We start from the raw sequence: 25635 nt of genomic DNA, 5'->3' as shown, positions 1-25635 counted from the left end.
CTGTCTTCCAATATTCGAAGGGGGCGCGGAGCGGCACGTTCCGCGCCCCTTTCCTTTGATCGACACACGCACCGCCCGCCGAAAGCCAGCCATGACCCGCGAAGCCCTCAAGACCCTGTTCCATCCCTTTGCCTCCGGTACGCTCGCCATGCCGGGCGAGGGCGAACGCTACCTCTTCCTCGGTGCAGAAGCCGGCCAGCGTCCGCCGGAAGGCTTTGGCGCGGCCCTTGAGGCCGTGCAGCCGCTTCGCTCGCTCTATCGCGGGCTGGAGGCCATGCGCGTGCCGGTCACGCCGCTGGTCGAGGGCGAGGACTATGACGGCGCGCTCGTCCTGATCAACAAGCACAAGGGCGAGAACGAGAACCGCATCGCCGAGGCGCTGCGCCGCGTGCGGACGGGTGGCCTGATCGTCGTCGCCGGCAGCAAGGAAGACGGCGTGCAGTCCATGCGCAAGCGCCTCGACCAGCTCGGACTGACCGGCGATTCCATGCCGAAATACCATGGCATCGCCATCTGGTTCGCCCGCCCCGAGGATCCGGCGGAGGCGATCTCGAAACTGGCGGCCAAGCCGGTGCGCATCGTCGGCCGCTTCACCGCCGCGCCGGGCATGTTCTCGCATGACCGGATCGACGAGGGTTCCGAACTGCTCGCCACCCGCATCCCGGAAGATTTCCACGGCCATGCCGCCGATTTCGGCGCCGGCTGGGGCTACCTTTCGGTCATGCTCGGCGGCCGCGCGCCGCAGGCCAAGGGCATCGACCTCTTCGAGGCGCATTACGAGGCGCTGGAAGCGGCGAAGGAAAACATGGCGGAGAACTGCCCGAACGTTCCGGCCCGCTTCTACTGGTTCGACCTGACGGCCGAGGCGCCGCGCGACCATTACGACCTTATCGTCATGAATCCGCCCTTCCATGAGGGCCACGCCGCGGATCACGGCCTTGGTGCCGGGATGATCCGCATGGCGGCGAAATCGCTGAAGTCCGGCGGTCGGCTGCTGATGGTGGCCAATCGCGGCCTGCCCTACGAGCCCGTCCTGAAGGAAGCCTTCAAGGAAAGCGGGGAAGTCTGCCGCAACGCCCGCTTCAAGGTGCTGTGGGGCCGGCGCTGACAGCGCGCCCGCGCACGCTCAGGGCGGATTGACGCAGCGGATTGCCAACGATCCAAAAGAGGTTCACCATCTTCGGAGCGTACCGTTCCGGAGATCAGCAATGGCTTTTGGACCTGCAAGACCGCCGATGATGGAAGATGTGGCGGAAGTCATCGCGAAGGACGTGAAGGAAGGGGAGGGGCACACGCCGACCTCCGAGGTGCCGGTCGCCTTTCTCAGGCGCGGCACTGCCGGCAAGGGGCTGGAGATGAACAGCCGCGTGCGCATGCTGCTCACCGGCACCCTCGCCGCCGTGATCCTGCTCGTCGTCGTGCTCATGGCGCTTTGAGAGGCAGGAGGAGACGGCGCGAAGCGTCGGGCCTCGCGCCGTATTTTCCTATTCGCTGTCCGCCTTGGCCAGACGCTCCAGCGTCGGCATGGAGGTGATGTTGTAGCCGGCGTCCACATAGTGGATTTCGCCCGTCACGCCGCTCGAAAGTTCGGAGAGCAGGTAGAGCGCCGAATTGCCGACGTCCTCGATGGTGACGGTGCGGCGGAGCGGGGCATTCTTCTGCTGCCAGGAGAGCATGGCGCGCGCATCCGAAATGCCGGCGCCCGCAAGCGTGCGGATCGGGCCGGCGGAGATCGCGTTGACGCGGATGCCCTGCGGACCGTAGTCGCCGGCAAGGTAGCGCACGGAGGCTTCCAGCGCGGCCTTGGCAACGCCCATGACATTGTAGTTCGGCATGATGCGCACCGAGCCGCCATAGGTGAGCGTCAGCATCGCGCCGCCGTCGGTCATCAGGCCGGCGGCCCGCTTGGCGATCTCCGTGAAGGAGAAGCACGAGATCACCATCGTGCGCGAGAAGTTGTCGCGCGAGGTGTCGGCATAAAGGCCCTTCAGCTCGTTCTTGTCGGAAAAACCGATGGCATGCACGACGAAGTCGAGCCTGCCCCATTTCTCCCCGATCGCCTCGATCGCCGCATCCACCGATGCGATGTCCTCGACATCGCAGGGAATGACGAAATCCGAGCCGAGCTCGGCGGCGAGCGGCTTGACCCGCTTGCCGAGCGCTTCGCCCTGATAGGTGAAGGCGAGTTCGGCGCCGGCGCCCGCAAGCTTCTGGGCGATGCCCCAGGCGATGGAATGGTTGTTCGCGACCCCCATGATGAGGCCGCGCTTGCCGTTCATGATCCCCGTCATTGACATCATCCGTTGTGGCGCTGGAAGACCAGCGTGGCGTTCGTGCCGCCGAAGCCGAAGGAATTGGAGAGAACCGTGTCGATCTTGGCATTGTCGATGCGCTTGCGCACGATCGGAACGCCTTCGAATTCCGGGTCCAGTTCGGTGATGTGCGCGCTCTCGCCGATGAAGCCGGCCTGCATCATCAGGAGGCCGTAGATCGATTCCTGCACGCCCGCCGCGCCGAGCGAATGGCCGGTCAGCGACTTGGTCGACTGGATGTGCGGGATCTTGTCGCCGAAGACCTCGCGGATCGCGCCGATTTCCTTCGAATCGCCGACGGGCGTCGAGGTGCCGTGCGTGTTGATGTAGTCGACATCGCCCTTCACGGTGGCGAGCGCCTGGCGCATGCAGCGCACCGCGCCTTCGCCCGAGGGGGCCACCATGTCGTAGCCGTCCGAGGTCGCGCCGTAGCCGACGATTTCCGCGTAGATCTTCGCGCCGCGCGCCTTGGCGTGCTCCAGTTCCTCAAGGACGAGGACGCCCGCGCCGCCGGCGATGACGAAGCCGTCGCGGCTGATGTCATAGGCGCGCGAGGCCGTCGCCGGCGTGTCGTTGTACTTGGAGGACATGGCGCCCATGGCATCGAAGAGGTTCGACATGGTCCAGTCGAGGTCCTCATGGCCGCCGGCGAACATGATGTCCTGCTTGCCCCACTGGATCATTTCCGCGGCATTGCCGATGCAGTGCGCCGAGGTCGAGCAGGCCGACGAGATGGAATAGTTGACGCCGTGGATCTTGAACCAGGTGGCGAGCGTCGCCGAGGCCGTCGACGACATCGCCTTCGGCACCGCGAAGGGGCCGATGCGCTTGGGTGAGTTGTTCTTGATGGTGATCTCGGCCGCCTCGATCAGCGTGCGGGTGGAAGGTCCGCCCGACCCCATGATGATGCCGGCGCGCGGGTTGGCCGAGTAGTCGGATTCTTCGAGGCCCGAATCGGCGATCGCCTGCTTCATCGCGACGTGGTTCCACGCACCGCCCTGCGAGAGGAAGCGGGCCGCGCGGCGGTCGACGAGGTCGGTCGTGTCGATGTTCGGCGAACCCCAGACCTGGCACTTGAAGCCGTGGTCGGCGAAATCCTGCGAGAAGCTGATGCCGGAGCGCGCGTCGCGCAGCGATGCCGTCACTTCGTCCGCATTGTTCCCGATGGAGGATACGACCCCCAGACCCGTGACAACTACCCGTCTCATATTCCTGACCTTTTCTTGAACGTCTCGTGGCGGGGGCGGCGTGCCGCCCCCGAGGCTTTCCGCCTCAGGCTTCCTTGTCCTTCGACAGGCCGACGCGCAGGTCGCTCGCCTGGTAGATGGTCTCGCCGTCGGCCTTCAGCCAGCCGTCCGCCGTGCCGAGCACGAGCCGGCCGCGCATGACGCGCTTGAAGTCGATGCCGTATTCGAGGAGCTTCGTGTCCGGGCGGACCATGCCCTTGAACTTCACTTCGCCGGTGGAGAGCGCCATGCCGCGGCCGGGCTCGCCGAGCCAGCCGAGAAAGAAGCCGGTGAGCTGCCACATGCCGTCGAGGCCGAGGCAGCCCGGCATGATCGGGTTGCCCTGGAAGTGACAGGGGAAGTACCAGTCGTCCGGCTTCACGTCGTATTCGGCGCGGATATAGCCCTTGTCGAAGGCGCCGCCCGTTTCGGAAATGTCGGTGATGCGGTGGACCATCAGCATCGGCGGCAGAGGAAGCTGCGCGTTGCCCGGGCCGAAAAGCTCGCCGCGGCCGCAGGCCAGGATTTCCTCATAGTTGTAGCTGGATTGCCTGGTCGTCATCGATTGTCTCATCCCCGGTCTGTATTCGCTTCGTCAGCGATAGATTTAGAGGAGGTGCGGTGCGAATTGAAGCACCCCGCGCCGTCCCATTTTGTCGCCGCACCCGGCATGGGCGCGACATTAATTCAGCAGTTCGCATACATGATGCGTGCGGTGACAGCCAGCGCAAATTGCCGTGAAGCGGGCGAAGGCCCCGGTTTTCCGCATGTTGCGCGCCCTTTGCGCGTCGTAATCCTATTGAATACCGGCAACGCTAAAGTTATATCGAAAGTTCAAGAATGTTGTTCAAGGCCAGACAAGCGGATCCGTCGCCCATGACGCATGCACATGAATTGCCCATCGAGGAGCGCCTGCGCCACTCCGGCCTGCGCCCGACGCGCCAGCGTGTGGCCCTTGCCGACCTGCTGTTCGCCAAGGGCGACCGGCATCTGACGGTGGAGGAACTGCACGAGGAAGCCGTCACCGCCGGCGTCCCGGTCTCGCTTGCAACCGTCTACAACACGCTGCACCAGTTCACGGAGGCCGGCCTCATCCGGGTTCTGGCCGTCGAAAGCTCGAAGACCTATTTCGACACCAACGTGTCGGACCACCACCATTTCTTCGTGGAGGGCGAGAACCACGTCCTCGACATTCCCGTGAGCAACATCGCCATCGGCAACCTGCCGGAACCGCCCGAAGGCATGGAGATCGCGCATGTCGACGTGATCATCCGCCTGCGCCCGCGCCGCGGCTGATTTGTCCCGTTACATCACGTCGTCCGGATGCCGCCCCGGCCGCGGCCGGTAGACCGGAAAGCGCCAGCCGAAGCGCAGCGCCCCGCCGCGCACGATGAAGGCCGCGCCGATGCCGATGGCCGAGGCCGCCCAGAGCGGCGCGCCGGCGACCGTCGCCGCCGTGAAGGCGGCAGCGCCGATGAGCGCTGCGGTGATATAGATTTCCGGCCTCAGCAGCACCGAAGGCTCGTTCGCCAGAAGATCGCGGATGATGCCGCCGAAGCTCGCCGTCAGCACGCCGGTGGTGATCGCGACGGTCGGCGAGCCGGTCGCCGCATAGCCCTTGGCCGCGCCCATCACGCAATAGGCCGACACGCCCATGGCATCGAGCCAGAGCAGCAGCCGGTAGCGCGACTCGATGCGGTGCGCGAGCACGAAGACGATCAGCGCCACCGCCACGCAGACGATGAGATAGGTCGGGTTCACCACCCAGAAGACCGGCGTCGCGCCGAGGATCACGTCGCGGAACGTGCCGCCGCCGATGCCCGTCGCCGCGGCAAGGAACAGGAAGCCGATGATGTCGAGCTGCTTGCGCGAGGCCGAAAGCGCGCCGGTCGCGGCAAAGACCGCAACGCCCGTGTAATCCAGCAGTTCAAGGATCGTCACGTCTTTCCCCTTCTCGCGCGGTCCTGCCGAGGCCAAGCCTCGCGTCAGCTTTGCCGCATAAAGCTGTTCCCGCAAAAATGCGCAGCGGTTTTGCGTACAGCAAAGCTGGCGTGCCCGCGCGGCAGAATCACGCCGCGCGCCGCCCCGGCCGCATAATGACCGAATCGCCCGCCATGGAAAGGTTTGAGAGATGGCCATCCGCATGAGTTTCCTCGCGCTCCTCTCCGCCGCCCTCGTCGCGGCCGCCACGCCCGCCCGCGCGGCCGAGCTCGTGCCGGACGCCATGGCGGCCGTGCAGACGGAGGTGTCCGGCCGCTGCAAGACGGCCATCTACGGCGAGGATTTCGCCGACAACGTCGACTTCAACAACGACCGCCTCGTGGATGCCATCTTCAATCTGGGCGCGGTCAATTGCGACGGCGTGCCCGGCGGCCTCTGCGGCAATGTCGGCTGCCCGCACGAATTCTACATCCGCGTGGCGGAAGGCGGCTATTTCCTCGCCGCCACGGCCGATCTCTACGGCTACGAGATGAAGAAGCGCTTCGGCAACATGGTGCTGGAGCTGAAGGCCAATGCCGCAAGCTGCGGACGCGATGACGACGAATACTGCACCATGACCATCCGCGTGCGGAACACGCGCTTCGAGACCATCTCGAAAAAGTGATCCCTACTGCGGCAGGAGCGTGTGGGTCCGGCCCGCGAGGTAATAGAACAGGAGGCCCGTCCATTCGCGCAGCGCCGTCGTCATCAACTGGCTGTTGGCCGACGGCTGGGTGAAGTCGAGCCCGAGGCCGGCGCGCCCGCTCGTGCGGTAATCCGTCGGCCACGGGCGCACCGCAAGGCCGAGCTTGCGGAAGAGGCCCACCGAACGCGGCATGTGGAAGGCCGAGGTCACCAGCAGGCAGTCCCGCAGGCCGTTCGCGGCAAGAAGCGCCCCGGTATTGCCGGCATTCTCGAACGTATCGCGGGAGCCCTCTTCCCGGATCAGCCGGCTGGCGGCAACGCCGAACGCCTCGAAGAAGCGCGCGCCGACCACGGCATCCCCCTCATAAGCGCCGCTGAACGACCCGTCGCCGCCGGAAATCAGGATGCGCGCCTCGGGAAATTCCCGCGCCAGCCGCAGCGTCTCGACGAAGCGGTCGCCGGCCTGGGTCATCTCGAAGCCGCCGCGCGCCGCGATGATCTCCGATTCGAATCCGCCGCCGAGCGTGATGATGCAGGCCGGGCTGCTCCCTGCGAGGTCCGCCCGGGGAATACGGTCCTCCAGCACCTGCAGCAGGACCGCGCCGGTCGAGGTGAACAGCGTCAGGAAGAGGACGATCGCGGCCGCCGCGCTCGCCAGCGTCCGGATGCGGCCCCAGCGCAGCCAGCCCGCGACGAGGCCGATGACGAGGAGCAGGAAGGCGAGCGAAAGCGGCTGGGCGAAAAGCCAGAAGATCTTCGAAATGTAGAACGTCACGTCTCGCGCCTCCTGCCTCTGCCGTCGCGCGCCCTCGCCGAGACTGCCGTGCCGCAGATAGAGGATGCCCGTGGCAAGCGCAATGCGGCGAGGCGGGAACTTTCGCGGCCGCTCCCCCATTCATGACGATGAATGGAAGGGAACAAGACCATGAACGACGACCGCGAAGACCGCATCCGCAGGCGTGCCTATGAACTCTGGCAGCAGGAAGGCTCGCCCGAAGGCAAGCCGGACGACCACTGGCTCCAGGCAGAGCATGAGATCGACCACGGCGACGGCGAGATCGAAGGAGACGACGAGCCCAACCTCGCCGCCCTGCGCGAAGCCGCCCGCCAGCACAGCGACACCTTCCTCGTGAAGACGGACCTGGAGGACGCCGACCAGCGCGAGGCGACGCCCGGCATGCGTGAGCAGCCGTAGGGCGCGATGGGCGTGAGCAACCATAGGGGCTGCGGGCCGATCCGTTTGTGTCGGTACAAATTCTGACGGTCGCGGCGAGACTCCTGCGATGGCGGACTATCTGGTCGATGAGGTCCGTCTTGGCGTGAGCAGGGTCGGGAGCGCGGCGTTGTGCGCGCAACAGGGGCCTGGCCGAAGTCTCTTTCTTGCTCTGTTTCACGAGGCACCTCCTGTTGGAGAGTGCCGCCGGTCACATGCAAGGAACCAGCCAGGCGGCCAAATGAATTGCCGCCTTGGCCAGTTGTAACGCTCAGGGCGTTACGAGGTTGATTTCGAGCTTGGCTCCAGTGGCCTCGGCATAACGGCGCAGGGTGGAGAGGGACGGGGAAACGCCGCCGCCTTCCAGCCGGGCGATGGCCGATTGCGTCGTGCCGATGCGCTTTGCAAGCTCGGCCTGGGAGAGCTTCGCCTTCGTCCGGGCATGGACGAGGGTTTCGATAAGCCGGAATTCCGCGTCGGCCTTCTCGTATTCCTGCCGGAATTCCGGGTTGTCCATCAGCTTCTTCTTGAGGTCTGCAATCTTCGTCATGGCTTCACCTCTTTCATCCGCGCTCTCGCAATCTCAAGGGCGGCTTTCGGGGTCTTCTGCGACTTCTTCACGAAGACATGCAGGATGACCACGCGTCGTCCGGTGACGGTCACGTAAATGCCGCGTGCGATACCTTCGGAAGCCTTGGCGCGCAGCTCCCAAAGCTTGCCTTCGAGATGTTTGATATGCGGCTCCCGCAACTGCTCCAGGCCAACGTTCTCGACCGCTTCCATGAGGCGGATGAGCCGGGCTGAAGTCCGGGCGGCAGCGCCTCGATTCCTGAATCGACAATTTCGAGGGTTTCAACCGTCTATCGCATGGATGCCATATAGCGAATATGCGATAATCATGCAATGGGCATGGCGGTAGGAGGCAGAGCGCTGATTTGCGTCCTCGGGGTGCCCCGAAGTCCGAAAGCAGAATACAGCGAAAGCCGCTGATTGATAACTTACTGTATTATCAGGGGGAGTTTGGTGGAGCTAAGCGGGATCGAACCGCTGACCTCTTGCATGCCATGCAAGCGCTCTCCCAGCTGAGCTATAGCCCCATAACGGGTCCGGCAAGGCCGGTTTCCGGGAACCGGGGCGGCATTGCCGTCCGGTGTGGCGGCTTATTACTTCCGGGTTTCGGAGATGGCAAGCCGAAAAATGAGATCCGGCCGGATTTTTTTGAAACCGGCCGGAAAATCAAACCCTTAAGCTTCGTCTTCGTCGCCCGTGACGCCGATGAGGCCGGTCATGTCGTCATCGTCGTCGTCTTCGTCCTGTTCCAGGAACGTGTCGTCGTCGTCGCCGTCGATTTCGACGTCGTCGTCGCCGAGATCCGGCAGGTCGTCGCCGCCGGATGCATCCTCGTCGGCATCCTCGAGCGAGACGAGCTCGACTTCCGTGTTCTCCGTATCGACTTCGTTGACGTCCTCGTCCTCATCCTTTTCCAGGACTGCGGCTGCGGAGGTCTCCTCGAAGAAGGAGAGCGGGTAGGACTTGCCCGTATAGGGAGAAACGATCGGGTCGCGGTTCAGGTCGTAGAACTTCTTGCCCGTTTCCGGATCGATGCGTTTGGTTCCGAGTTCCGGTTTTGCCACTGTCAAAGCCTCTAAGGTGCCGTTCGTTTCCGGCGTGGCCGGGGTTCCGGCGCGTTGAAGGGGAAAATGATTAGCCGGTCCCCTTAATCGTCTTGCGCTATCCTGTCAAAGCCAAACTTCCGCATCGTCCGGCGCCATCCTTTCCGGCGAATGTTTTTCGGCGGGATGATGACGCTTTAAATCGTTTATGATAGCAAGCCCGCGTTCTCCCGGGCGATCCCTGCCGGGGAGCCGTGGATATATAAGGAAGACGCCCATGTCGCACGGCGCCAGCGCACGGCCCGCAACCGCCCGCAAATCCTCCGGCCTTTCCGGAACCGTCCGCATCCCCGGCGACAAGTCGATCTCCCACCGCGCCTTCATGTTCGGCGGCCTTGCGAGCGGCCAGACGCGCATCACCGGCCTGCTCGAAGGCGAGGACGTCATCAATACGGGCAAGGCCATGCAGGCCATGGGCGCGAAGATCCGCAAGGAGGGCGATACCTGGATCATCGACGGCGTCGGCAACGGCGCGCTGCTGGCGCCCGAGGCGCCGCTCGATTTCGGCAATGCCGGCACCGGCTGCCGCCTGACGATGGGTCTCGTCGGCGTCTACGATTTCGATTCCACCTTCATCGGCGATGCCTCCCTCACCAAGCGCCCGATGGGCCGCGTGCTCAACCCGCTGCGCGAAATGGGCGTGCAGGTCACGTCCGCCGAGGGTGACCGCCTGCCGGTGACCCTGCGCGGGCCGAAGACGCCGACGCCGATCACCTATCGCGTGCCGATGGCCTCCGCCCAGGTGAAGTCCGCCGTCCTGCTCGCCGGCCTCAACACGCCCGGCATCACCACCGTCATCGAGCCGATCATGACGCGCGACCATACGGAAAAGATGCTGCAGGGCTTCGGCGCGAATCTCACCGTGGATACGGATTCGGGCGGCGTGCGTACCATCCGGCTTGAAGGCCGCGGCAAGCTGACGGGCCAGGTCATCGACGTGCCGGGCGACCCGTCCTCGACGGCCTTCCCGCTGGTCGCGGCGCTGCTCGTGCCGGGCTCCGACGTGACCATCCTCAACGTGCTTATGAACCCGACCCGCACCGGCCTCATCCTGACGCTGCAGGAAATGGGCGCGGATATCGAGATCCTGAACGCGCGCCTTGCCGGCGGCGAGGACATGGCGGACCTGCGTGTCCGCTCCTCCGCGCTGAAGGGCGTGAACGTGCCGGAAGACCGCGCGCCGTCGATGATCGACGAATATCCGGTGCTCGCCGTCGCGGCCGCCTTCGCCGAAGGCACGACCGTCATGAACGGTCTGGAAGAGCTGCGCGTCAAGGAAAGCGACCGTCTCTCCGCCGTCGCCAATGGCCTCAAGCTGAACGGCGTCGATTGCGAGGAGGGCGAAGCCTCGCTCGTCGTGCGCGGTCGCCCGGATGGCAAGGGCCTCGGCAATGCGTCGGGTGCGGCCGTTGCGACCTATCTCGACCACCGTATCGCCATGAGCTTCCTCGTCATGGGCCTCGTCTCGGAGAACCCGGTGACGGTGGACGACGCGACGATGATCGCCACGAGCTTCCCCGAATTCATGGACCTGATGACCGGCCTCGGCGCGAAGATCGAGCTTCACGACACGAAGGCCGCCTGATGACCTTCACCATCGCCATCGACGGTCCCGCCGCCGCCGGCAAGGGCACGCTCTCCCGCCGCATCGCGGAGGAATACGGCTTCCATCACCTCGATACGGGGCTGACCTACCGGGCAACGGCGAAGGCATTGCTGGATCGCGGCCTGCCGCTCGATGACGAGGCGGTGGCGGCCGATGTCGCGAAGCATCTCGATCTCGGCGGGCTCGATCGCTCCGTGCTGTCGGCCCATGCCATCGGCGAGGCGGCCTCGAAGATCGCGGTCATGCCTGCGGTGCGCCGGGCGCTGGTCGAGGCGCAGCGGGGCTTTGCGGCACGCGAGCCGGGCACGGTGCTCGACGGGCGCGATATCGGCACGGTCGTCTGCCCGGATGCGCCGGTGAAGCTCTATGTCACGGCCTCCGCCGAAGTGCGCGCCAGGCGCCGCCACGACGAGATTATCGCCGGCGGCGGGGTGGCCGATTACGATACGATCCTCGACGATATCCGCCGCCGCGACGAGCGCGACATGGGCCGGGCGGACAGTCCGCTGAAGCCGGCTGACGATGCGCACTTGCTCGATACCTCGGAAATGAGTATAGAGGCGGCGTTTTCCGCTGCAAAGTCGTTCATCGACGCTGCGGTTAAGCACCAGTAACGCCAGGAAAAGTGCGCAAGCGGTTTTCCGTCCGGTGTTGCGAAACATAAGAACAAGGCCTGTCCCCGCGCCGGATTTGCTGCCCAAGGGTAGCGGATGGAGCCTCGTTCATCACCAACGCTAACCCCCGGCGCCCGTGCCATTGGCACACCAGGAGTTTCAATGTCTCAAGCAAACCCCACGCGCGAAGATTTCGCAGCCCTTCTGCAGGAATCCTTTGCCACGAACGATCTCGCCGAAGGCTATGTCGCCAAGGGCATCGTTACCGCGATCGAAAAGGACGTCGCCATCGTCGACGTCGGCCTCAAGGTTGAAGGTCGCGTTCCGCTGAAGGAATTCGGCGCCAAGTCCAAGGACGGCACGCTGAAGGTCGGCGACGAAGTCGAAGTCTACGTCGAGCGCATCGAAAACGCGCTTGGTGAAGCCGTTCTGTCGCGCGAAAAGGCTCGCCGCGAAGAGAGCTGGGCCAAGCTCGAAGTCAAGTTCGAAGCCGGCGAGCGCGTCGAAGGCGTCATCTTCAACCAGGTCAAGGGTGGTTTCACCGTCGATCTCGACGGCGCCGTCGCCTTCCTGCCGCGTTCGCAGGTCGACATCCGCCCGATCCGCGACGTCACGCCGCTCATGCACAACCCGCAGCCCTTCGAAATCCTCAAGATGGACAAGCGCCGCGGCAACATCGTCGTTTCGCGCCGCACGGTTCTCGAAGAGTCGCGCGCCGAGCAGCGTTCTGAAATCGTCCAGAACCTCGAAGAAGGCCAGGTTGTCGACGGCGTCGTCAAGAACATCACCGATTACGGTGCGTTCGTCGACCTCGGCGGCATCGACGGCCTGCTGCACGTCACCGACATGGCCTGGCGCCGCGTCAACCATCCGTCGGAGATCCTGTCCATCGGCCAGCAGGTCAAGGTTCAGATCATCCGCATCAACCAGGAAACCCACCGCATCTCGCTCGGCATGAAGCAGCTCGAGTCGGATCCGTGGGATGGCATCGGCACGAAGTACCCGGTCGGCAAGAAGATCTCCGGCACCGTCACGAACATCACCGACTACGGCGCGTTCGTCGAGCTGGAACCGGGCATCGAAGGCCTGATCCACATCTCCGAAATGTCCTGGACCAAGAAGAACGTACACCCCGGCAAGATCCTGTCCACGAGCCAGGAAGTCGACGTCGTCGTTCTCGAAGTCGACCCGACGAAGCGCCGCATCTCGCTCGGTCTCAAGCAGACCCTCGAGAACCCGTGGCAGGCCTTCGCGCACAGCCACCCGGCTGGCACGGAAGTCGAAGGCGAAGTCAAGAACAAGACCGAATTCGGCCTGTTCATCGGCCTCGACGGCGACGTGGACGGCATGGTGCACCTCTCCGACCTCGACTGGAACCGTCCGGGCGAGCAGGTCATCGAGGAGTTCAACAAGGGCGACGTCGTCAAGGCCGTCGTTCTCGATGTGGACGTCGACAAGGAGCGCATCTCGCTCGGCATCAAGCAGCTCGGCCGCGATGCGGTCGGCGAAGCTGCCGCTTCCGGCGACCTGCGCAAGAACGCCGTCGTTTCGGCTGAAGTCATCGCGGTCAACGATGGCGGCATCGAAGTGAGGCTCGTCAACCACGAGGACATCACCGCGTTCATCCGTCGCGGCGACCTGTCGCGTGACCGTGACGAACAGCGTCCGGAGCGTTTCTCGGTCGGCCAGACCGTCGACGCCCGCGTCCTGAACTTCTCGAAGAAGGATCGCAAGATCCAGCTTTCGATCAAGGCGCTGGAAATCGCCGAAGAGAAGGAAGCCGTAGCACAGTTCGGTTCGTCCGACTCGGGCGCTTCGCTCGGCGACATCCTCGGCGCGGCTCTGAAGAACCGCAACAACGCCGAGTAAGCCTCGCTTACGAAACAAAAGGCCCGCGGAGAGCGATCTCCGCGGGCTTTTTCTTTGGGGAATCGGTCAGGTCCAGTAGTCGCCGAGCTTCTGGTAGAAGACGAGGCCCGGTTCCATGACGCCGACCATGTCGGCCGTCTTCTCGCGCCGGCGCGCCATGTCGGGGCTCTCGGGCTCCTCGCCCGGCGGCTCGCCCTCGGCCTGCGCCTGTTCCTCGCCGTTCCCGTCGCCCGCATCCTCCGGGTTCTGCTCGTCCGCCTCGTCCTCATCGGACTGGTGCGGCTCCGGCCACTCGACATTTTCCTCCGCCGGCAGGTAGGGCACGAAGGCGAGCGGCACGCCGTCGCGAAGGACCGGTGCCGCGAGCAGCCTTTCGGCCGCCGCCTCGGCGAGGATCGCGGAGGGCACCGCCTCGCGGGCCGCCGGCATGGGCGCGGGCCTGTCCGGTTCCGGCGCGGCGCGCGGCTGTGCCGTCGCTTCGGGCTGTGCCTTGCCCGGCTTGGCGCTATCTTCTGCCTGCTCGCGGACGATCTGGGCAAGTTCCTGTTCGATCTGTGCACCCAGCGGGCGTTCGAGCAGCGCCCGCAGGAAGGTGGCTTCCTCCGGCGAGAGGCTTTCCATGAGATGCGCCACCGCCTGCATCAGCACTTCCGGGGAGACGTCCCGCGCAATCGCCTGCATCCCGCGGGCAAGTGCCTGGCCGGCGGTGTGGGCGGTCTGCGCCCGGGCGGGCGCCGTCTCGCGCCGGGCCGTGTCCACGTCCTCGACGCTGCCCTGGTGGCGAAGCGCCGCTGCCGCGGTGTCCACCGGCTGCCCGTCCTGCGGCTTTGCAGCGGGCAGGCGGGGCTCCGGCCGGGATGCGCCGCCGGCGGCAATGGAGGCGCGGTTCGTGCCTGCGGGCATGGGTTCGCCGGCCTCGGCCTCGGCTGCATTGGCGGCGGCCGCGCGTGTCCTACCGCTGCCGTCGAGATCGAAGATGCGCTTCAGCGCCGTCTGGAGCGCACGGACGTCGCCGGGCGTCTGTCCCGCTTGCGCCGTGTGCTGCGCGCCGTGACGGCCGACGGCGGCGAGCTGCTGGGCATTGAGGCCGACGGGCTTTTGCTGGCGCTCCGTGCCGGCTGCCGACAGGTCCTCGGCCGGCAGGTTCGTCGCCAGGAGGCTGGCGAGTTTCTGGGCCGCCGGCCCGTTCGGATCGCGCACGATCTCGACGAGGCTGCGTGTCGGCATGGCCGAGAGCACGGTGCCGACCAGCTTCTCGACGCTGGGGCGAAGCTCCGGCGGCAGCCGGCTGACGATGTCGGCAAATTTACGGGCGCTTTCGCCCTCGCGGCCCGGCAGGGTTTTCAGGGCGGCAAGCAGCGTTTCGAGAAGGTCGCGGCCAGGATTCGGCTCTGCGGTACGCGGCATGTGCTTCAGCATCGTCTCGATGAGACGGAGCAGCACCTCGGCCCGCAGATTGGCGAGCGCGGCGGCGGAGAGCACCGGCCTGACCGCGGCATCGGCCGAACCGCCCGCCGGGAGGGCGGGGGAGGGCTGCGTCACGCCGGTCGTCCGTGCCACATGCGGCAGCATGCCTGTCTCCTGTTCGCCGTTGCCGATGCCATCCGCATCGCCGGGCCTGCCAATGTTCCATCGTTCGTCGGATGGCGCATCATGCGCGACGCTGCGAGGTGATGAGCTTACGGCCCGGCTGGCCGGGCATGCATGCGTGAGGCGGCGGGTAGGGCCGCCGACGGGACCGGTCGCAAACCCCGGGACACCCGACAGTCTTCTGCCTGTAACAAATGCCATTTTATGGTTAACGAATTGCTAATACGCGCGAAAAGGCTTCGCACATGCAGCATATCCGGCCGATCTTGCCGTCGCGACGGCCCTTGCCCCTTATGCTCGGCTCGCGTAAATCTTGCCGGCATGGTCGTTTCGGGCGGCGGATGCGGCGGAGACCCTTGATGAACCTCACCAACCTCATCCTCAATACGGACAGCTACAAGCTGAGCCACTACCTGCAATATCCGCCGGAAACGCACGCGATTTCCTCCTATATCGAGGCGCGCGGCCATTCCGACCGCGCGGAAGTGCTGTTCTTCGGCCTCCAGATGTTCCTCAAGGAATATCTGTCCAGGCCGGTGACGATGCAGGACATTGACGAGGCCGAGGGGATCGTGACGGCGCATGGCCTGCCGTTCAACCGCGAAGGCTGGACGCATATCGTGCAGCGGCACGGCGGCTACCTGCCGCTCCTCATCGAGGCGCTGCCGGAAGGCACGCTGGTGCGCCGCGGCGTGCCGGTCGCCCAGGTGGTCAACACGGACCCGGCCTGCTTCTGGCTGACCTCCTATATCGAGACGGCGCTGTTGCGCGCCATCTGGTATCCGAGCACGGTCGCCTCGAATTCGCGCAAGGTGAAGCAGGTCATCCAGCCGATCCTGGAGAAGACCTGCGACGACCCGGCCGCCGTCCTGCCCTTCCGCCTGCACGATTTCGGCGCGCGCGGAACGACGAGCTTCGAGCAGGCGGGCATCGGCGGGGCGGCCCATCTCGTCAATTTCATGGGCACGGACACCGTGACCGGCGTGCTCTACGCCCGCCGCTACTACGGCGCGGACATGGCCGGCTTCTCGATCCCGGCGTCCGAGCATTCCACGATGACCTCCTGGGGCCAGGACCGCGAGGCGGACGCCTACGGAAACATGATCGACCGGTTCGGCGGCAAGGGCCTATATGCCGTCGTCTCCGACAGCTACGACATCAACAATGCCGTCTCGGAAATCTGGGGCAAGCAGCTCAAGGACCGCGTGCAGGCCGCCGGCGGCACGCTCGTCGTCCGGCCGGACAGTGGTGATCCCGTGGAAACGCCGGTGCAGGTGGTGCGCCAGCTCGCCTATGCCTTCGGCACCCATCTCAACGGCAAGGGATACAAGGTGCTCGACGACAGCGTGCGCGTCATCCAGGGCGACGGCATCTCGTCGGCCGACATCGGCCTCATTCTCGGCCGCCTGGAAGCCTTCGGCTTCTCGGCGGAGAACATCGCCTTCGGCATGGGCGCGGGCCTCCTGCAGCGCGTCAACCGCGATACCTATTCCTTCGCCATGAAGGCGAATGCCCGGCAGGATGCCGCCGGCGCCTGGCACGACGTCTACAAGCGCCCGGCGACGATGAACCTCAAGGCCTCCAAGGCCGGCCGCCAGGCGGTGGTCGAAAACTATATCGGCCTCGAGGCCGCGCGCGTCGACCAGCTCGCCGGCCGGCAGAACCTGCTGCAGCCGGTCTGGCGCGACGGCAGGCTGCTCGTCGACTGGTCGTTCGACGAGGTGCGCGCCCGCGCCGCCTGAACCCCTTGCGATCGACCAGCCGCCGCTCCATCTTTGCTCCATGACGGGAGACAGGAGATGACGGTTCGTCCGCCGCAGGCGCTCGCTCCTTCCTTCTCGAAGGAAACGGGCCTCAACATCCTCGAATACGAACTGATGTCAGAACGGGCGGATTCGCTCGGCCGGCACGGGCTGAAGGTGGAAAAGGCGCTGGCGCTGCTTGCCGAGCGCCTCGCCGCCGGCTGCGGCGAGACCGAGCGGGAAGACCTCCTCGACGACGCGGCCGACAAGGTCTGGGCCTTCTTCATCCAGCGGGAAATGTGCGGCCTGCGCAGCCAGAAGGATGCGATCCGCCGCTACGGCATCCCGCCGGCGGTCATCGCGCGGCTCGGTATCGTGCGTCGCAAGCCGTAAAACAGTTCCGGCAGCCGTGCGAAACGCCCCGGTCTTCAGGCGAAGAGCTGGCGCGTGATGAGGTCGTAGACACCGTTGTCGTCGACGCGCAGGGCGAAGATCTCCTTCTTCGCCTCTTCCTGTTCCTGCCGTTCGCGGGCGCCGGCCGCATCGAGATTGCGCACCGCTTCGCCGCTGGTCCCGGCCGTCGCGTCGGTGCTGCCCTCGTGTGACTGGTCCGGCTTGCTTCCCGTCTTCCTTGCGACCTCCGCCGCCTCGGCGCCGGCTGCAAGCAACTGGATCGTGTCGAGCACCTCGCCGGCGGTCTTGCCGTCCGCCTTGTCCTTGACGGCGGCTTCGTGGGCGCGGCCCACGGCGTCCTGGAGCTTTTCGACATCCTCGAGCTTCCGGCCCGCTTCGAGCTTGCCGATCGTCTCCTCGCGCTCCCTGCGCGTTTCGGCGTCCTCCACGCGTGTCGGATCGCGTCGGGTCCGGTCGAGCTTCAGTTCCTCCAGCGACTTCGGGTTCGCCGCATCCTCCAGGCGGGCGAGCACCTTGCGCATTTCCGGCGTCAGCGCCTTTTCCGCATCGGCCTTGTCGGCGAGCGCGTCCTTCACGCGCTGCGCTTCCGGGCCGTAGGGATCGCGGATCGCGGCGACGAGATCGCGTGCCTTGAGGCCGAGGTCGGAGAGGCCAGACGTCTTTTCCAGCGTCGCGACATCGGCCGGCAATTCGCCGCGCTGGCGCGTGAGCATGGCGGAAAGGCGCTGCTGGAAATCGGCGTCCGGCTCATCCTCGCCCTGCGTCACGCCCGTCGTCAGCGCAAGGCGGGCGACGAGGCTGGCCGCCGCGTCGTCCGAGCCGCCGCTCATCGCCTGCTTGACGGCGGAAAGCGTCGTGCCGAGCGAGAGCAGCGTGACGCCCGCGGTGCTGTCGCTTGCCGGCCGTGCCACGCTGTCGATGAGGGTGAGCTTGTCGGCGAGGCGCTGGGCGAAGGCGCGGCTGGATTCGCCATCCTGCTGGCTGACGCCGAGCATGTCGCTGAAACGGGAGATCAGCTTGGCGAGCGTATCCCCGCCGCCGGCATTGCTGCCGAAGAAATGCTCGTTGATGCGGGTATTCGCCTTGCGCGCGGCGTCGTCCGGGCGAAGCTGTGCCTGCCCGGGCATGTCGTCCTTCTTCTGGCCGTTCGCCTTCTCCGCCTCTTCGCGGCGGCGTTCCTCGATCGTCTCGACGATCGACTGCATGGCCGAGGCGGCGGCGGTGGACCGCGCGCTTTCAAGGGGTGTCAACATGGCAATCTCCGGTCTTGCCGGAGAATACCGCCGGGGCCGTTAACCGGGCGTTAAGCCTGTGCCTGCCGGATTTGACGGTGCCTCCGGCGGCTGCGGCCGGCAGACGATCGTCACGAGCACGAAGCTGACATAGAGCAGCAGGTACCAAGAGCCGAGCTTGGTGAAGGGCACCATGTGCCATGTCTGCTGGCCCGGATAGAGCCAGACGCCCGTCGCCGTGCCGATGTTCTCCGCGATCCAGAGGAAGATGCTGGTGAGGAAGGCGGCGACCACCAGCGGCATCCAGCGCGGCTTTTGCTCCACGGTATAATGGATGCGCACGCGCCCGAAGAGCAGCACAGTCGCCGCAAAGAGGACGAGGCGGATGTCGGGAAGGAAGTGGTGCATGTAGAAGTTGGCATAGATCGCGGCCGCCAGCAGCGCCGTCGTCCAGAACGGCGGATAGTGCGTGAAGCGCATGTCGAAGATGCGGATGGCACGCGCCATGTAGCTGCCGACGGAGGCGTACATGAAGCCGGAAAAGAGCGGCACGCCGGCGATGCGGATGACCGCCTCCTCCGGATAGGTCCAGGAGCCCATATGCACCTTGAAGATCTCCATCGCGGTGCCGACGAGGTGGTAGATCAGGATGACCTTCGCTTCCTCGAAGGTCTCCATCTTCAGCGCCAGGAACGTCACCTGGATGACGAGCGCCATCGCGAACAGCGCGTCGTAGCGATGGATCGGCCAGTCCGGCTGCCAGGCCAGCTTGGTAAGGATGATGAGGCCGAGCATGAGCCCGCCGAAGAGGCAGGCCCAGGCCTGTTTCAGGCCGAACAGGATGAATTCCGCAAGGCCGGGGGGAAGCGTTTCCAGCCGGGCGCGGATCAGCCGGCGCAGCGGCTCCAGCGTCGGTCCGGTCTGGTGTTGCCGGCCGTTCTCCATGGGAAGGCTCAGCTATGGGCGAAGATGTCGGTCTCTTCCCAGCCGAGAAGGTCGAGCTTGGCGCGCGTCGGCAGGAAGGCAAAGCAGGCTTCGGCATGGTCGAGCCGGCCGTCGCGCACGAGGCGGGCCATGAGCTTGTCGCGCAGGGCGTGCAGATGCAGGACGTCCGAGGCGGCATATTCGAGCTGCGCCGGCGAGAGGGTCTCCGCCGCCCAGTCCGAGGACTGCTGCTGCTTGGAAATGTCGACTTCGAGCATCTCCTTGAGATTGTCCTTGAGGCCGTGCCGGTCGGTATAGGTTCGCGTCAGGCGCGAGGCGATCTTGGTGCAGAAGACCGGCGTGGTGGTGACGCCGAAGGTGTGGAACAGCACGGCGATGTCGAAGCGGCCGTAGTGGAAGATCTTCTGGCGGGCCGGGTCCGCCAGCATGGCGGTAAGGTTCGGCGCGTCCTTCTGGCCGGCGGCGATGCGGATCACGTCGGCGGTGCCGTCGCCCGGCGAAAGCTGCACGACGCAGAGCCGGTCGCGGCGCGGGATCAGGCCGAGCGTTTCGGTGTCGATGGCGATCGCGCCGGTATAGCGGGCAGCGTCCGCCGCCGGGATGTCGCCTTCGTGATACCGGATTGCACTTGCCATGAAAAACCCCATCTAAGCTGTCTGAACGTTTGCAGGCCTATAGCGCATGTTTCCGGCCTGCGGTACTTCTTTGTGGAATGCGGAAGGCCGGCCCCGGCCGGGAAAGACGATGAAGACACGAGCCATCCTCGCCGTTCTGGCGATCCTGCTGTCCGCGCCTGCCGGGCAGGCGCAGGCGTTCAAGGATCTTCCCGGCGTCGTTCCTTCCGATGCCACGGAGGAATACAGCAACAGGAATGACGCGAACTGCACGCTGAGCGTGGAGGTACCGCGCAGCACCAGCTCCCGCTGGATGCCGCGCGATGTCTATGTCTGCGAGAAGAACGGCATAAAGTCGAGCAGCACGCGCCCGCCGCCGTCGAGCATACGCGCCCTGCGCGGCCTGAACTGGTAGCGGCAGGGCGCTGTCCGGTCAGGCCCGCTTGATGACCTTGATGAGGACGAGCAGGATCACGGCGCCGATCGTGGAATGGATGATGGCGGCGACGATGCCGGTGCCGAGGCTGACGCCGAGGGCCGGGAAGAGATAGCCGGCGATGAAGGCGCCGACGATGCCGACCACGATATTGCCGATGAGCCCGAAGCCGAAGCCCGAGACGATGAGGCCCGCAAGCCAGCCGGCAATCGCACCGACGATGAGGAAAACCAGAATACTTTCAATGCCCATGATGTGCTCCCTTTGACAGTCTCATTCTGTCGCCAGCAGAATGTGGCAGGCGACCCGGGGAAAGCAAGAGGGCATGTGACGGTTGTCCCGCGCGATACGCTCAGAAAACCCGCACCTTCACCGGCGCACGCCCCGCATCGATCCCCATGAGAAGACAGATGGCCGCAAGCGTTGCGGCGGCGATCACGGTGGCACCCAGTCCCAGAACAATCATTGCCCGTTCCTCCTGACATCATCGTCAGTCAGGACCGCTTCTACGCGCGCGAGCTTGCCCGTGGCTTGCGCAACGTCAGGCAGTGTTAATTTCGCCGAGGCCCGAAGCAGGCTATGAATTATTAACCTTCAGGCAAGGAATTAACCATAAACATGGCTTTACACGTCGGAATGGGAAATTCGCCGTTTCTCACCCAGGCATGACGCCGAACCGCCGTACCGGAACCGAGCCGGTATTCGATTTTCACCGAATTTGATCATGGATCGTCGGGTAGCGCCGCAGGCCGCCTTGCCGGCAGCGTGCCGGCCGTGAGCACGGTTCCGCGAGCCGTCTCCGCCATGTGAGGGTTCGCTCGGCTGCCGAAGGGCGGCCGGGGCATCGTGGTTTGGGAGCATAGTGGTGCAGGAAATGCCGGCAGAACAGGCTCGAACGGGACAGGCGGCCAGCCTGCGCGACCGTTTGCGCTTTGCCGGCGTGGAGAGCGCCGAAGGCGAACTGCTCCGCCGCCACCGCCAGACGCTCGAACGGCATGTCGAAACGGCGCTCCGTGACCTCTTCCAGCGTTTCCAGACCTTTCCCGATGCCGCTCGCCATTTCCAGAGCGAGCGCCAGATCGACCGCCTGCACGACCTCCAGAACTCCCACTGGAGCGTGCTGACCGACGCCCGGTTCGACGCCCTCTATGCCGAACGCGTCAAGGTGCTCGCCGACAGCGAAAGCCAGATGGGCCTCGACCCGCGCTGGCGCATCGCCGGCCATTCGGTCGTCCTGGAGACGGTCGTCACCGGCCTCATAGAGGAATACTGGCCGAAATCCATCCTGCCCGGCGCCGGCAAGGCCCGCCGCAAGGAACTGACGGACCTCGTCTCGGCCTTCCTGCGCACCGCCATGGTCGATGCGGAGATCGGCGTCTCGCTGCGCTTCAACGAATTGCGCCATGCGCACAGCCGCGCGCTCGGCGAGCAGCGCAGGGAAGACCGCGCCGAGCTCGACCGCGTCTTCGGCGAAACCATCCGCAGCCTCTCGCAGCTCGATTTCTCCGCCCGCGTTTCCGGCGAGATGCCGGAAGCCTGGCAGGAGCTGGCCGAGACGCTGAACGGCGCGCTAAACGAAATCCAGTCGCGCCTCACCTCCGCCGCCGACCGTGCGGGCGAGAGCGACCGGCTCGTCTCGACGCTGGCCTCCGGCGCGGACGCCTTGTCCAACCGCTCCGCCGAGCAATCCGCGCACCTCCTCGAAACGGCCAACGCGCTCGGCGCCATCGTCGAGCGCGTGCGCCATACGCTCGCCGAGACGCGCAAGGCGCAGGGCGCGGCCGCCTCGACCCGGCAGTCGGTCGCGCTCAGCGGCTCCATCGTCGGCGAAGCCATGTCGGCCATGGCGGATATCGAGGCTTCGGCGGAAAAGATCGGCCAGATCATCGGCGTCATCGACGAGATCGCCTTCCAGACCAACCTGCTTGCGCTCAATGCCGGCATCGAGGCCGCCCGCGCCGGCGACAGCGGCCGCGGCTTTGCGGTCGTCGCGCAGGAAGTGCGCGCGCTCGCCCAGCGCTCCGCCGATGCCGCACGCGAAATCAAGCAGCTCGTGACGGGCACCAAGGCGCAGGTGGAAACCGGCGTCGAGCATGTCCACCGCACCCAGGATGCGATCGGCGACATCGTGCGCCAGGTTGAGGGCATCAACGAGGCCATCACCGGCATCGTCCAGGAAAGCGCCGTCGATGCCGAGGGGCTGGATGGCGTGACGGCGGATATCGGCCGCGCCGGCCGCGCGCTGGAGGCGGACGCCGCCGATGCGGGCCGCATCGGCACGATGGGCGGCGACCTCCACACCGTGATCCTGGAACTCGGCCGCACGATCCGCGAATTCCGCGTCTCGGCGCGGCAGGAAACGCGCGCCGCCCGGCCGGCGCCGCGCACCTTGCCCGAGCGGCCGGACGCACCGTCTTCTCCCCTCGACTTCCTGACGGCGCGCACTGCCGGCCTGGGAGGCTGAGATGGGGACGAGACGGCCCCGGCACTGGTTCTCGACCGCGCGCAGCCGGCTTGCGGACGCAAGCCAGCCACCCGCCACGAAGACGACTTTGGACAGACGCAGACAAGGAACACGGTAATGGCGAGCAAGAAAGCCGCTCAGAAAAGTCTAAGCCTTGCCCCCGTCCTCGACCTCAACGAGGCGACGGCGCTGCACAAGCAGCTCATGGGCCTCAAGGGCAATCCGCTCGTCATCGACGCCTCGGCGGTCGAGCGGGTCGGGGCGCTCTGTGCCCAGGTCCTGATGGCGGGCGCCAAGAGCTGGGAGGAGGACAGGCAGCCTTTCACCTTCGGCAAGGTTTCCGACCCTTTCATGAAGACAATGCAACTCATCGGCGTGAACATCGATCACTTGCTGGCACAGGAGGCTAGGCAATGAAGAAAAAAGTCCTGACCGTGGATGATTCCCGGACGATCCGGAACATGCTTCTGGTCACCCTCAACAATGCGGGCTTCGAGACCATCCAGGCCGAAGACGGCATCGAGGGCCTCGAAGTCCTGGAAAACGCCAATCCCGATGTCATCGTCACCGACATCAACATGCCGCGCCTCGACGGCTTCGGCTTCATCGAGGGCGTGCGCCGGAACGAAAAATACCGCGCGATCCCGATCCTCGTCCTGACCACCGAGAGCGATGCGGAAAAGAAGAACCGCGCCCGCCAGGCCGGTGCGACCGGCTGGATCGTCAAGCCCTTCGATCCGACCAAGCTGATCGATGCAATCGAGCGCGTAACCGCCTAATCCAGGATTTTCCGCGATGGATATGAACGAAATCAAGGAGATATTCTTCCAGGAATGCGAGGAGCAGCTCGCCGAACTGGAAACCGGTCTCTTGAAGCTGAATGACGGGGATCGCGACCCGGAGACGGTCAATGCCGTGTTCCGCGCCGTTCACTCGATCAAGGGCGGTGCCGGTGCATTCGGCCTCGACGATCTCGTCTCCTTCGCCCATGTGTTCGAGACGACACTGGATTGCGTTCGATCCAACAAGCTGGAGCCCGCCCCGGACGTCCTGAAGGTCATGCTGAAATCCGCCGACGTCCTGGCGGACCTCACCAACGCGGCGCGCGACGGCGGCTGCGTCGACGAGGCGCGCAGCCGCACCCTGATCCGCGAGCTGGAAGCGCTCGCGCAGGGCCAGGCGCCGGCTGCCGCCGAAGCGCCCGCACCCAAGGCGGCCGCGCCCGCGCCCGTCATCGAAAAGCCGGCGGTGAACGAGGAGGGCTTCCAGCCGATTCCGTTCTCCTTCGGCGATTTCGACGAGGAGCCGGCCGGCCACTACGTTCCGACCGTCCAGATCGACTTCAAGCCGAAGAAGGACCTCTACGCCAAGGGCAACGAAGCGGTCCTCCTGCTGCGCGACGTTTCCCGCCTCGGCGAAGTGAGCGTCTATTGCGACATGGACGCCCTGCCGACCCTCGACAAGATGAACCCGGAGGAAGCCTATTTCTCCTGGAAGATCTCGGTCACGACCGAAAAGGGCGAGGACGGCGTGCGCTCCGCCTTCGAATTCGCCGAATGGGACTGCGACCTCGACATCCGCACGATCGAGGAAGAGGTGGCCGGCGAGGCTCCGGATGCGGAAGAGCCGCCGATGCAGGCGGTTCCGTTCGACCTTTCCCTGCTCGACGATGCCGCGCCCGCCGCAGGTGACGAAGAGCCGGCCGCCGTTGAAAGCGATGCCGATGCTGCCGCCGCCGTCGCCGCTGCCGAAGCGGCCACGAAGATCGCGCAGGTCGCAAGCCGCGCCGCCGAGAACGCCAAGGCCGCCGCGTCGGCCGCCAGCGCCGCGCAGGCAAACCAGGCCGCCGCCGGCCAGACCATCCGCGTCGACCTCGACCGTGTCGACCGCCTGATCAACCTCGTCGGCGAACTCGTCATCAACCAGGCGATGCTCTCGCAGAGCGTGGTGGAAAACGACAACAACGGCACGTCCTCCATCAACATGGGTCTGGAAGAGCTGCAGCAGCTCACCCGCGAGATCCAGGATTCGGTGATGGCGATCCGCGCGCAGCCGGTCAAGCCGGTCTTCCAGCGCATGGCCCGCACCGTCCGCGAAATCGCCGACGTCACCGGCAAGTCGGTCCGCCTCATCACGGAAGGCGAGAACACCGAAGTCGACAAGACCGTCATCGACAAGCTCGCCGAGCCGTTGACGCACATGATCCGCAACGCGGTCGACCACGGCCTCGAAATGCCGGAGAAGCGCGAAGCCCTCGGCAAGAACCCGGAAGGCACGGTCCGCCTGACGGCCAAGCACCGCTCCGGCCGCATCGTCATCGAGCTGGCCGATGACGGCGCCGGCATCAACCGCGAGAAGGTGCGCCAGAAGGCCATCGACAACGACCTGATCGCGGCCGATGCGAACCTCTCGGACGAGGAGATCGACAACCTGATCTTCCACGCCGGCTTCTCCACCGCCGACAAGGTCTCGGACCTGTCCGGCCGCGGCGTCGGCATGGACGTGGTCAAGCGCTCGATCCAGGCGCTGGGCGGGCGCATCTCGATCTCGTCGAAGCCCGGGCACGGTTCCGTCTTCACCATGAGCCTGCCCCTGACGCTCGCCGTCCTCGACGGCATGGTGGTCACGGTCGCCGGCCAGACGCTCGTCGTGCCGCTGACGGCCATCGTCGAGACGCTGCAGCCGGAAGCCTCCGCCATCCATTCCTTCGGCGCCTCGCAGCGGCTCATCTCGATCCGCAACTCGTTCTGCCCGCTGGTGGATGTCGGCCGGATCCTCAACTTCCGCGCCACGCAGGCCAACCCGATCGAGGGCGTCGCGCTTCTCGTCGAATCGGAAGGCGGCGGCCAGCGCGCCCTGATGGTCGATGCCATCCAGGGCCAGCGCCAGGTCGTCATCAAGAGCCTGGAGGCCAACTACACCCACGTTCCGGGCATCGCCGCCGCCACCATCCTCGGCGACGGGCGCGTCGCCCTGATCCTGGACGTCGATGCGGTCGTCGCCGCCTCGCGCGGCCAGTCCCTGAAACAAGACATCTCGCTTGCTGCCACCGGTTAAGCC

At 65.6% G+C, this 25635-nt stretch carries 27 protein-coding genes, 1 tRNA gene and 1 pseudogene; 15 read left to right on the top strand and 14 right to left on the bottom strand.

Annotation, left to right across the window (positions count from 1 at the left end):
• Positions 1 to 91: 91 nt before the first annotated feature.
• Together L0976_RS20000 and L0976_RS19995 are read left to right on the top strand one after the other, a co-directional pair.
• Complete coding sequence (locus tag L0976_RS20000) at positions 92 to 1108, top strand: class I SAM-dependent methyltransferase (RefSeq protein ID WP_234188981.1); 1017 nt, start codon at positions 92 to 94, stop codon at positions 1106 to 1108.
• Positions 1109 to 1208: 100 nt separating this feature from the next.
• Entirely contained in the window at positions 1209 to 1436 is a 228-nt protein-coding gene (locus tag L0976_RS19995; protein ID WP_234188979.1) for a hypothetical protein, read from the top strand.
• 48 nt (positions 1437 to 1484) lie between these two features.
• Here L0976_RS19995 and fabI read toward each other — a convergent pair whose 3' ends face one another.
• The 3 genes from fabI to fabA form a co-directional block, all read right to left on the bottom strand.
• A complete protein-coding gene (fabI, locus tag L0976_RS19990; protein ID WP_234188977.1) occupies positions 1485 to 2291 on the bottom strand; it encodes an enoyl-ACP reductase FabI in 807 nt (268 codons plus the stop codon).
• A 5-nt stretch (positions 2292 to 2296) separates the two neighbouring features.
• Positions 2297 to 3520: a beta-ketoacyl-ACP synthase I gene (fabB, locus tag L0976_RS19985; protein WP_203317510.1), complete on the bottom strand. Its 1224-nt coding sequence runs from the start codon at positions 3518 to 3520 to the stop codon at positions 2297 to 2299.
• Between the two features lie 64 nt (positions 3521 to 3584).
• Positions 3585 to 4100 carry a 3-hydroxyacyl-[acyl-carrier-protein] dehydratase FabA gene (gene fabA, locus L0976_RS19980; RefSeq protein ID WP_203317511.1) on the bottom strand — a complete coding sequence of 172 codons (516 nt, stop codon included), beginning with the start codon at positions 4098 to 4100 and terminating at the stop codon, positions 3585 to 3587.
• A 314-nt stretch (positions 4101 to 4414) separates the two neighbouring features.
• On the opposite strand from fabA, the gene irrA reads away from it, so the two are divergent.
• A complete protein-coding gene (irrA, locus tag L0976_RS19975) occupies positions 4415 to 4834 on the top strand; it encodes an iron response transcriptional regulator IrrA (RefSeq protein ID WP_203317512.1) in 420 nt (139 codons plus the stop codon).
• Positions 4835 to 4843: 9 nt separating this feature from the next.
• On the opposite strand, the gene L0976_RS19970 is transcribed toward irrA, so the two are convergent.
• On the bottom strand, positions 4844 to 5479 hold the full coding sequence (locus L0976_RS19970) for a trimeric intracellular cation channel family protein (protein WP_203317513.1): 636 nt from the start codon (positions 5477 to 5479) through the stop codon (positions 4844 to 4846).
• 190 nt (positions 5480 to 5669) lie between these two features.
• Here L0976_RS19970 and L0976_RS19965 point away from each other — a divergent pair, with 190 nt between their 5' ends.
• The gene (locus L0976_RS19965; protein WP_234188975.1) at positions 5670 to 6143 is read left to right on the top strand and encodes a hypothetical protein; all 474 of its coding nucleotides are present in this window, start codon (positions 5670 to 5672) and stop codon (positions 6141 to 6143) included.
• 3 nt (positions 6144 to 6146) lie between these two features.
• Here the strand turns inward: L0976_RS19965 and L0976_RS19960 are convergent, their stop codons facing one another.
• Entirely contained in the window at positions 6147 to 6938 is a 792-nt protein-coding gene (locus L0976_RS19960) for a YdcF family protein (RefSeq protein WP_234188973.1), read from the bottom strand.
• A 162-nt stretch (positions 6939 to 7100) separates the two neighbouring features.
• On the opposite strand from L0976_RS19960, the pseudogene L0976_RS28795 reads away from it, so the two are divergent.
• Positions 7101 to 7358: pseudogene (locus tag L0976_RS28795) on the top strand (DUF2934 domain-containing protein); the annotation flags it as partial.
• A 289-nt stretch (positions 7359 to 7647) separates the two neighbouring features.
• On the opposite strand, the gene L0976_RS19950 reads toward L0976_RS28795, so the two are convergent.
• From L0976_RS19950 to L0976_RS19935, 4 genes are all read right to left on the bottom strand, one after another.
• Positions 7648 to 7926, bottom strand: coding sequence for a helix-turn-helix domain-containing protein (locus L0976_RS19950; RefSeq protein ID WP_203317517.1), 279 nt, complete (start codon positions 7924 to 7926; stop codon positions 7648 to 7650).
• On the bottom strand, positions 7923 to 8159 hold the full coding sequence (locus tag L0976_RS19945) for a type II toxin-antitoxin system RelE/ParE family toxin (protein WP_234188971.1): 237 nt from the start codon (positions 8157 to 8159) through the stop codon (positions 7923 to 7925). The genes L0976_RS19950 and L0976_RS19945 overlap by 4 nt, the downstream gene beginning before the upstream one ends.
• Positions 8160 to 8397: 238 nt before the next feature.
• A tRNA-Ala gene (locus L0976_RS19940) sits at positions 8398 to 8473 on the bottom strand.
• A gap of 147 nt (positions 8474 to 8620) precedes the next feature.
• The gene (locus tag L0976_RS19935) at positions 8621 to 9010 is read right to left on the bottom strand and encodes a TIGR02300 family protein (RefSeq protein ID WP_234188969.1); all 390 of its coding nucleotides are present in this window, start codon (positions 9008 to 9010) and stop codon (positions 8621 to 8623) included.
• A 256-nt stretch (positions 9011 to 9266) separates the two neighbouring features.
• Between L0976_RS19935 and aroA the strand changes: the two genes are divergently transcribed.
• From aroA to rpsA, 3 genes are all read left to right on the top strand, one after another.
• Complete coding sequence (gene aroA, locus L0976_RS19930) at positions 9267 to 10634, top strand: 3-phosphoshikimate 1-carboxyvinyltransferase (protein ID WP_234188967.1); 1368 nt, start codon at positions 9267 to 9269, stop codon at positions 10632 to 10634.
• The gene (gene cmk / locus L0976_RS19925; RefSeq protein WP_234188964.1) at positions 10634 to 11269 is read left to right on the top strand and encodes a (d)CMP kinase; all 636 of its coding nucleotides are present in this window, start codon (positions 10634 to 10636) and stop codon (positions 11267 to 11269) included. The genes aroA and cmk overlap by 1 nt, the downstream gene beginning before the upstream one ends.
• Before the next feature lie 162 nt (positions 11270 to 11431).
• A complete protein-coding gene (gene rpsA, locus L0976_RS19920) occupies positions 11432 to 13138 on the top strand; it encodes a 30S ribosomal protein S1 (protein ID WP_203317546.1) in 1707 nt (568 codons plus the stop codon).
• A 66-nt stretch (positions 13139 to 13204) separates the two neighbouring features.
• Here the strand turns inward: rpsA and L0976_RS19915 are convergent, their stop codons facing one another.
• Positions 13205 to 14710 (bottom strand): hypothetical protein, encoded by a 1506-nt coding sequence (locus tag L0976_RS19915; protein ID WP_234188962.1) that lies wholly within the window; start codon positions 14708 to 14710, stop codon positions 13205 to 13207.
• 377 nt (positions 14711 to 15087) lie between these two features.
• Between L0976_RS19915 and L0976_RS19910 the strand changes: the two genes are divergently transcribed.
• On the top strand, positions 15088 to 16470 hold the full coding sequence (locus L0976_RS19910) for a nicotinate phosphoribosyltransferase (RefSeq protein WP_234188960.1): 1383 nt from the start codon (positions 15088 to 15090) through the stop codon (positions 16468 to 16470).
• Positions 16471 to 16527: 57 nt separating this feature from the next.
• Positions 16528 to 16863, top strand: a complete 336-nt coding sequence (locus tag L0976_RS19905; RefSeq protein WP_234188959.1) for a DUF6665 family protein — start codon at positions 16528 to 16530, stop codon at positions 16861 to 16863.
• Between the two features lie 35 nt (positions 16864 to 16898).
• On the opposite strand, the gene L0976_RS19900 is transcribed toward L0976_RS19905, so the two are convergent.
• The 3 genes from L0976_RS19900 to L0976_RS19890 are packed head-to-tail and all read right to left on the bottom strand — an operon-like array spanning position 16899 to position 19696.
• The gene (locus tag L0976_RS19900) at positions 16899 to 18137 is read right to left on the bottom strand and encodes a hypothetical protein (protein ID WP_234188958.1); all 1239 of its coding nucleotides are present in this window, start codon (positions 18135 to 18137) and stop codon (positions 16899 to 16901) included.
• Between the two features lie 39 nt (positions 18138 to 18176).
• The gene (locus L0976_RS19895) at positions 18177 to 19061 is read right to left on the bottom strand and encodes a DUF817 domain-containing protein (protein ID WP_234188957.1); all 885 of its coding nucleotides are present in this window, start codon (positions 19059 to 19061) and stop codon (positions 18177 to 18179) included.
• Positions 19062 to 19069: 8 nt separating this feature from the next.
• Positions 19070 to 19696 carry a ribonuclease D gene (locus L0976_RS19890; protein WP_203317552.1) on the bottom strand — a complete coding sequence of 209 codons (627 nt, stop codon included), beginning with the start codon at positions 19694 to 19696 and terminating at the stop codon, positions 19070 to 19072.
• A 109-nt stretch (positions 19697 to 19805) separates the two neighbouring features.
• On the opposite strand from L0976_RS19890, the gene L0976_RS19885 reads away from it, so the two are divergent.
• Positions 19806 to 20090 carry a hypothetical protein gene (locus L0976_RS19885; protein WP_203317553.1) on the top strand — a complete coding sequence of 95 codons (285 nt, stop codon included), beginning with the start codon at positions 19806 to 19808 and terminating at the stop codon, positions 20088 to 20090.
• Positions 20091 to 20108: 18 nt separating this feature from the next.
• Here L0976_RS19885 and L0976_RS19880 read toward each other — a convergent pair whose 3' ends face one another.
• Positions 20109 to 20363, bottom strand: coding sequence for a GlsB/YeaQ/YmgE family stress response membrane protein (locus tag L0976_RS19880; protein ID WP_203317554.1), 255 nt, complete (start codon positions 20361 to 20363; stop codon positions 20109 to 20111).
• A 622-nt stretch (positions 20364 to 20985) separates the two neighbouring features.
• Between L0976_RS19880 and L0976_RS19875 the strand changes: the two genes are divergently transcribed.
• The 4 genes from L0976_RS19875 (at position 20986) to L0976_RS19860 (ending at position 25632) form a co-directional block, all read left to right on the top strand.
• Positions 20986 to 22575, top strand: coding sequence for a globin-coupled sensor protein (locus L0976_RS19875; protein ID WP_234188956.1), 1590 nt, complete (start codon positions 20986 to 20988; stop codon positions 22573 to 22575).
• Between the two features lie 117 nt (positions 22576 to 22692).
• Positions 22693 to 22992, top strand: a complete 300-nt coding sequence (locus tag L0976_RS19870; protein WP_203317555.1) for an STAS domain-containing protein — start codon at positions 22693 to 22695, stop codon at positions 22990 to 22992.
• The gene (gene cheY1 / locus L0976_RS19865) at positions 22989 to 23354 is read left to right on the top strand and encodes a chemotaxis response regulator CheY1 (RefSeq protein WP_069059983.1); all 366 of its coding nucleotides are present in this window, start codon (positions 22989 to 22991) and stop codon (positions 23352 to 23354) included. The genes L0976_RS19870 and cheY1 overlap by 4 nt, the downstream gene beginning before the upstream one ends.
• 16 nt (positions 23355 to 23370) lie before the next feature.
• Positions 23371 to 25632 (top strand): chemotaxis protein CheA, encoded by a 2262-nt coding sequence (locus L0976_RS19860; RefSeq protein WP_234188954.1) that lies wholly within the window; start codon positions 23371 to 23373, stop codon positions 25630 to 25632.
• Positions 25633 to 25635 lie beyond the last annotated feature (3 nt).

The organism is Shinella sp. NM-101 (assembly GCF_021401195.1).
GTDB lineage: Bacteria > Pseudomonadota > Alphaproteobacteria > Rhizobiales > Rhizobiaceae > Shinella.
Note: the sequence above shows the minus strand (reverse complement) of the source record. Positions and strands in the feature narration are given on the sequence as shown.

What these genes read in the sequence shown, in the direction of transcription:
- L0976_RS19880 (WP_203317554.1), bottom strand. Translation starts at nt 20,363, where the DNA reads ATGGGCATTGAAAGTATTCTGGTTTTCCTCATCGTCGGTGCGATTGCC.
- irrA (WP_203317512.1), top strand. Translation starts at nt 4,415, where the DNA reads ATGACGCATGCACATGAATTGCCCATCGAGGAGCGCCTGCGCCACTCC.
- L0976_RS19860 (WP_234188954.1), top strand. Translation starts at nt 23,371, where the DNA reads ATGGATATGAACGAAATCAAGGAGATATTCTTCCAGGAATGCGAGGAG.
- fabA (WP_203317511.1), bottom strand. Translation starts at nt 4,100, where the DNA reads ATGACGACCAGGCAATCCAGCTACAACTATGAGGAAATCCTGGCCTGC.
- L0976_RS19995 (WP_234188979.1), top strand. Translation starts at nt 1,209, where the DNA reads ATGGCTTTTGGACCTGCAAGACCGCCGATGATGGAAGATGTGGCGGAA.
- L0976_RS19965 (WP_234188975.1), top strand. Translation starts at nt 5,670, where the DNA reads ATGGCCATCCGCATGAGTTTCCTCGCGCTCCTCTCCGCCGCCCTCGTC.
- rpsA (WP_203317546.1), top strand. Translation starts at nt 11,432, where the DNA reads ATGTCTCAAGCAAACCCCACGCGCGAAGATTTCGCAGCCCTTCTGCAG.
- L0976_RS19950 (WP_203317517.1), bottom strand. Translation starts at nt 7,926, where the DNA reads ATGACGAAGATTGCAGACCTCAAGAAGAAGCTGATGGACAACCCGGAA.
- fabI (WP_234188977.1), bottom strand. Translation starts at nt 2,291, where the DNA reads ATGACGGGGATCATGAACGGCAAGCGCGGCCTCATCATGGGGGTCGCG.
- fabB (WP_203317510.1), bottom strand. Translation starts at nt 3,520, where the DNA reads ATGAGACGGGTAGTTGTCACGGGTCTGGGGGTCGTATCCTCCATCGGG.
- L0976_RS19900 (WP_234188958.1), bottom strand. Translation starts at nt 18,137, where the DNA reads ATGTTGACACCCCTTGAAAGCGCGCGGTCCACCGCCGCCGCCTCGGCC.
- L0976_RS19890 (WP_203317552.1), bottom strand. Translation starts at nt 19,696, where the DNA reads ATGGCAAGTGCAATCCGGTATCACGAAGGCGACATCCCGGCGGCGGAC.
- L0976_RS19945 (WP_234188971.1), bottom strand. Translation starts at nt 8,159, where the DNA reads ATGGAAGCGGTCGAGAACGTTGGCCTGGAGCAGTTGCGGGAGCCGCAT.
- L0976_RS19895 (WP_234188957.1), bottom strand. Translation starts at nt 19,061, where the DNA reads ATGGAGAACGGCCGGCAACACCAGACCGGACCGACGCTGGAGCCGCTG.
- L0976_RS19870 (WP_203317555.1), top strand. Translation starts at nt 22,693, where the DNA reads ATGGCGAGCAAGAAAGCCGCTCAGAAAAGTCTAAGCCTTGCCCCCGTC.
- cmk (WP_234188964.1), top strand. Translation starts at nt 10,634, where the DNA reads ATGACCTTCACCATCGCCATCGACGGTCCCGCCGCCGCCGGCAAGGGC.
- L0976_RS19915 (WP_234188962.1), bottom strand. Translation starts at nt 14,710, where the DNA reads ATGCTGCCGCATGTGGCACGGACGACCGGCGTGACGCAGCCCTCCCCC.
- L0976_RS19910 (WP_234188960.1), top strand. Translation starts at nt 15,088, where the DNA reads ATGAACCTCACCAACCTCATCCTCAATACGGACAGCTACAAGCTGAGC.
- aroA (WP_234188967.1), top strand. Translation starts at nt 9,267, where the DNA reads ATGTCGCACGGCGCCAGCGCACGGCCCGCAACCGCCCGCAAATCCTCC.
- L0976_RS19905 (WP_234188959.1), top strand. Translation starts at nt 16,528, where the DNA reads ATGACGGTTCGTCCGCCGCAGGCGCTCGCTCCTTCCTTCTCGAAGGAA.
- L0976_RS19875 (WP_234188956.1), top strand. Translation starts at nt 20,986, where the DNA reads ATGCCGGCAGAACAGGCTCGAACGGGACAGGCGGCCAGCCTGCGCGAC.
- L0976_RS20000 (WP_234188981.1), top strand. Translation starts at nt 92, where the DNA reads ATGACCCGCGAAGCCCTCAAGACCCTGTTCCATCCCTTTGCCTCCGGT.
- cheY1 (WP_069059983.1), top strand. Translation starts at nt 22,989, where the DNA reads ATGAAGAAAAAAGTCCTGACCGTGGATGATTCCCGGACGATCCGGAAC.
- L0976_RS19885 (WP_203317553.1), top strand. Translation starts at nt 19,806, where the DNA reads ATGAAGACACGAGCCATCCTCGCCGTTCTGGCGATCCTGCTGTCCGCG.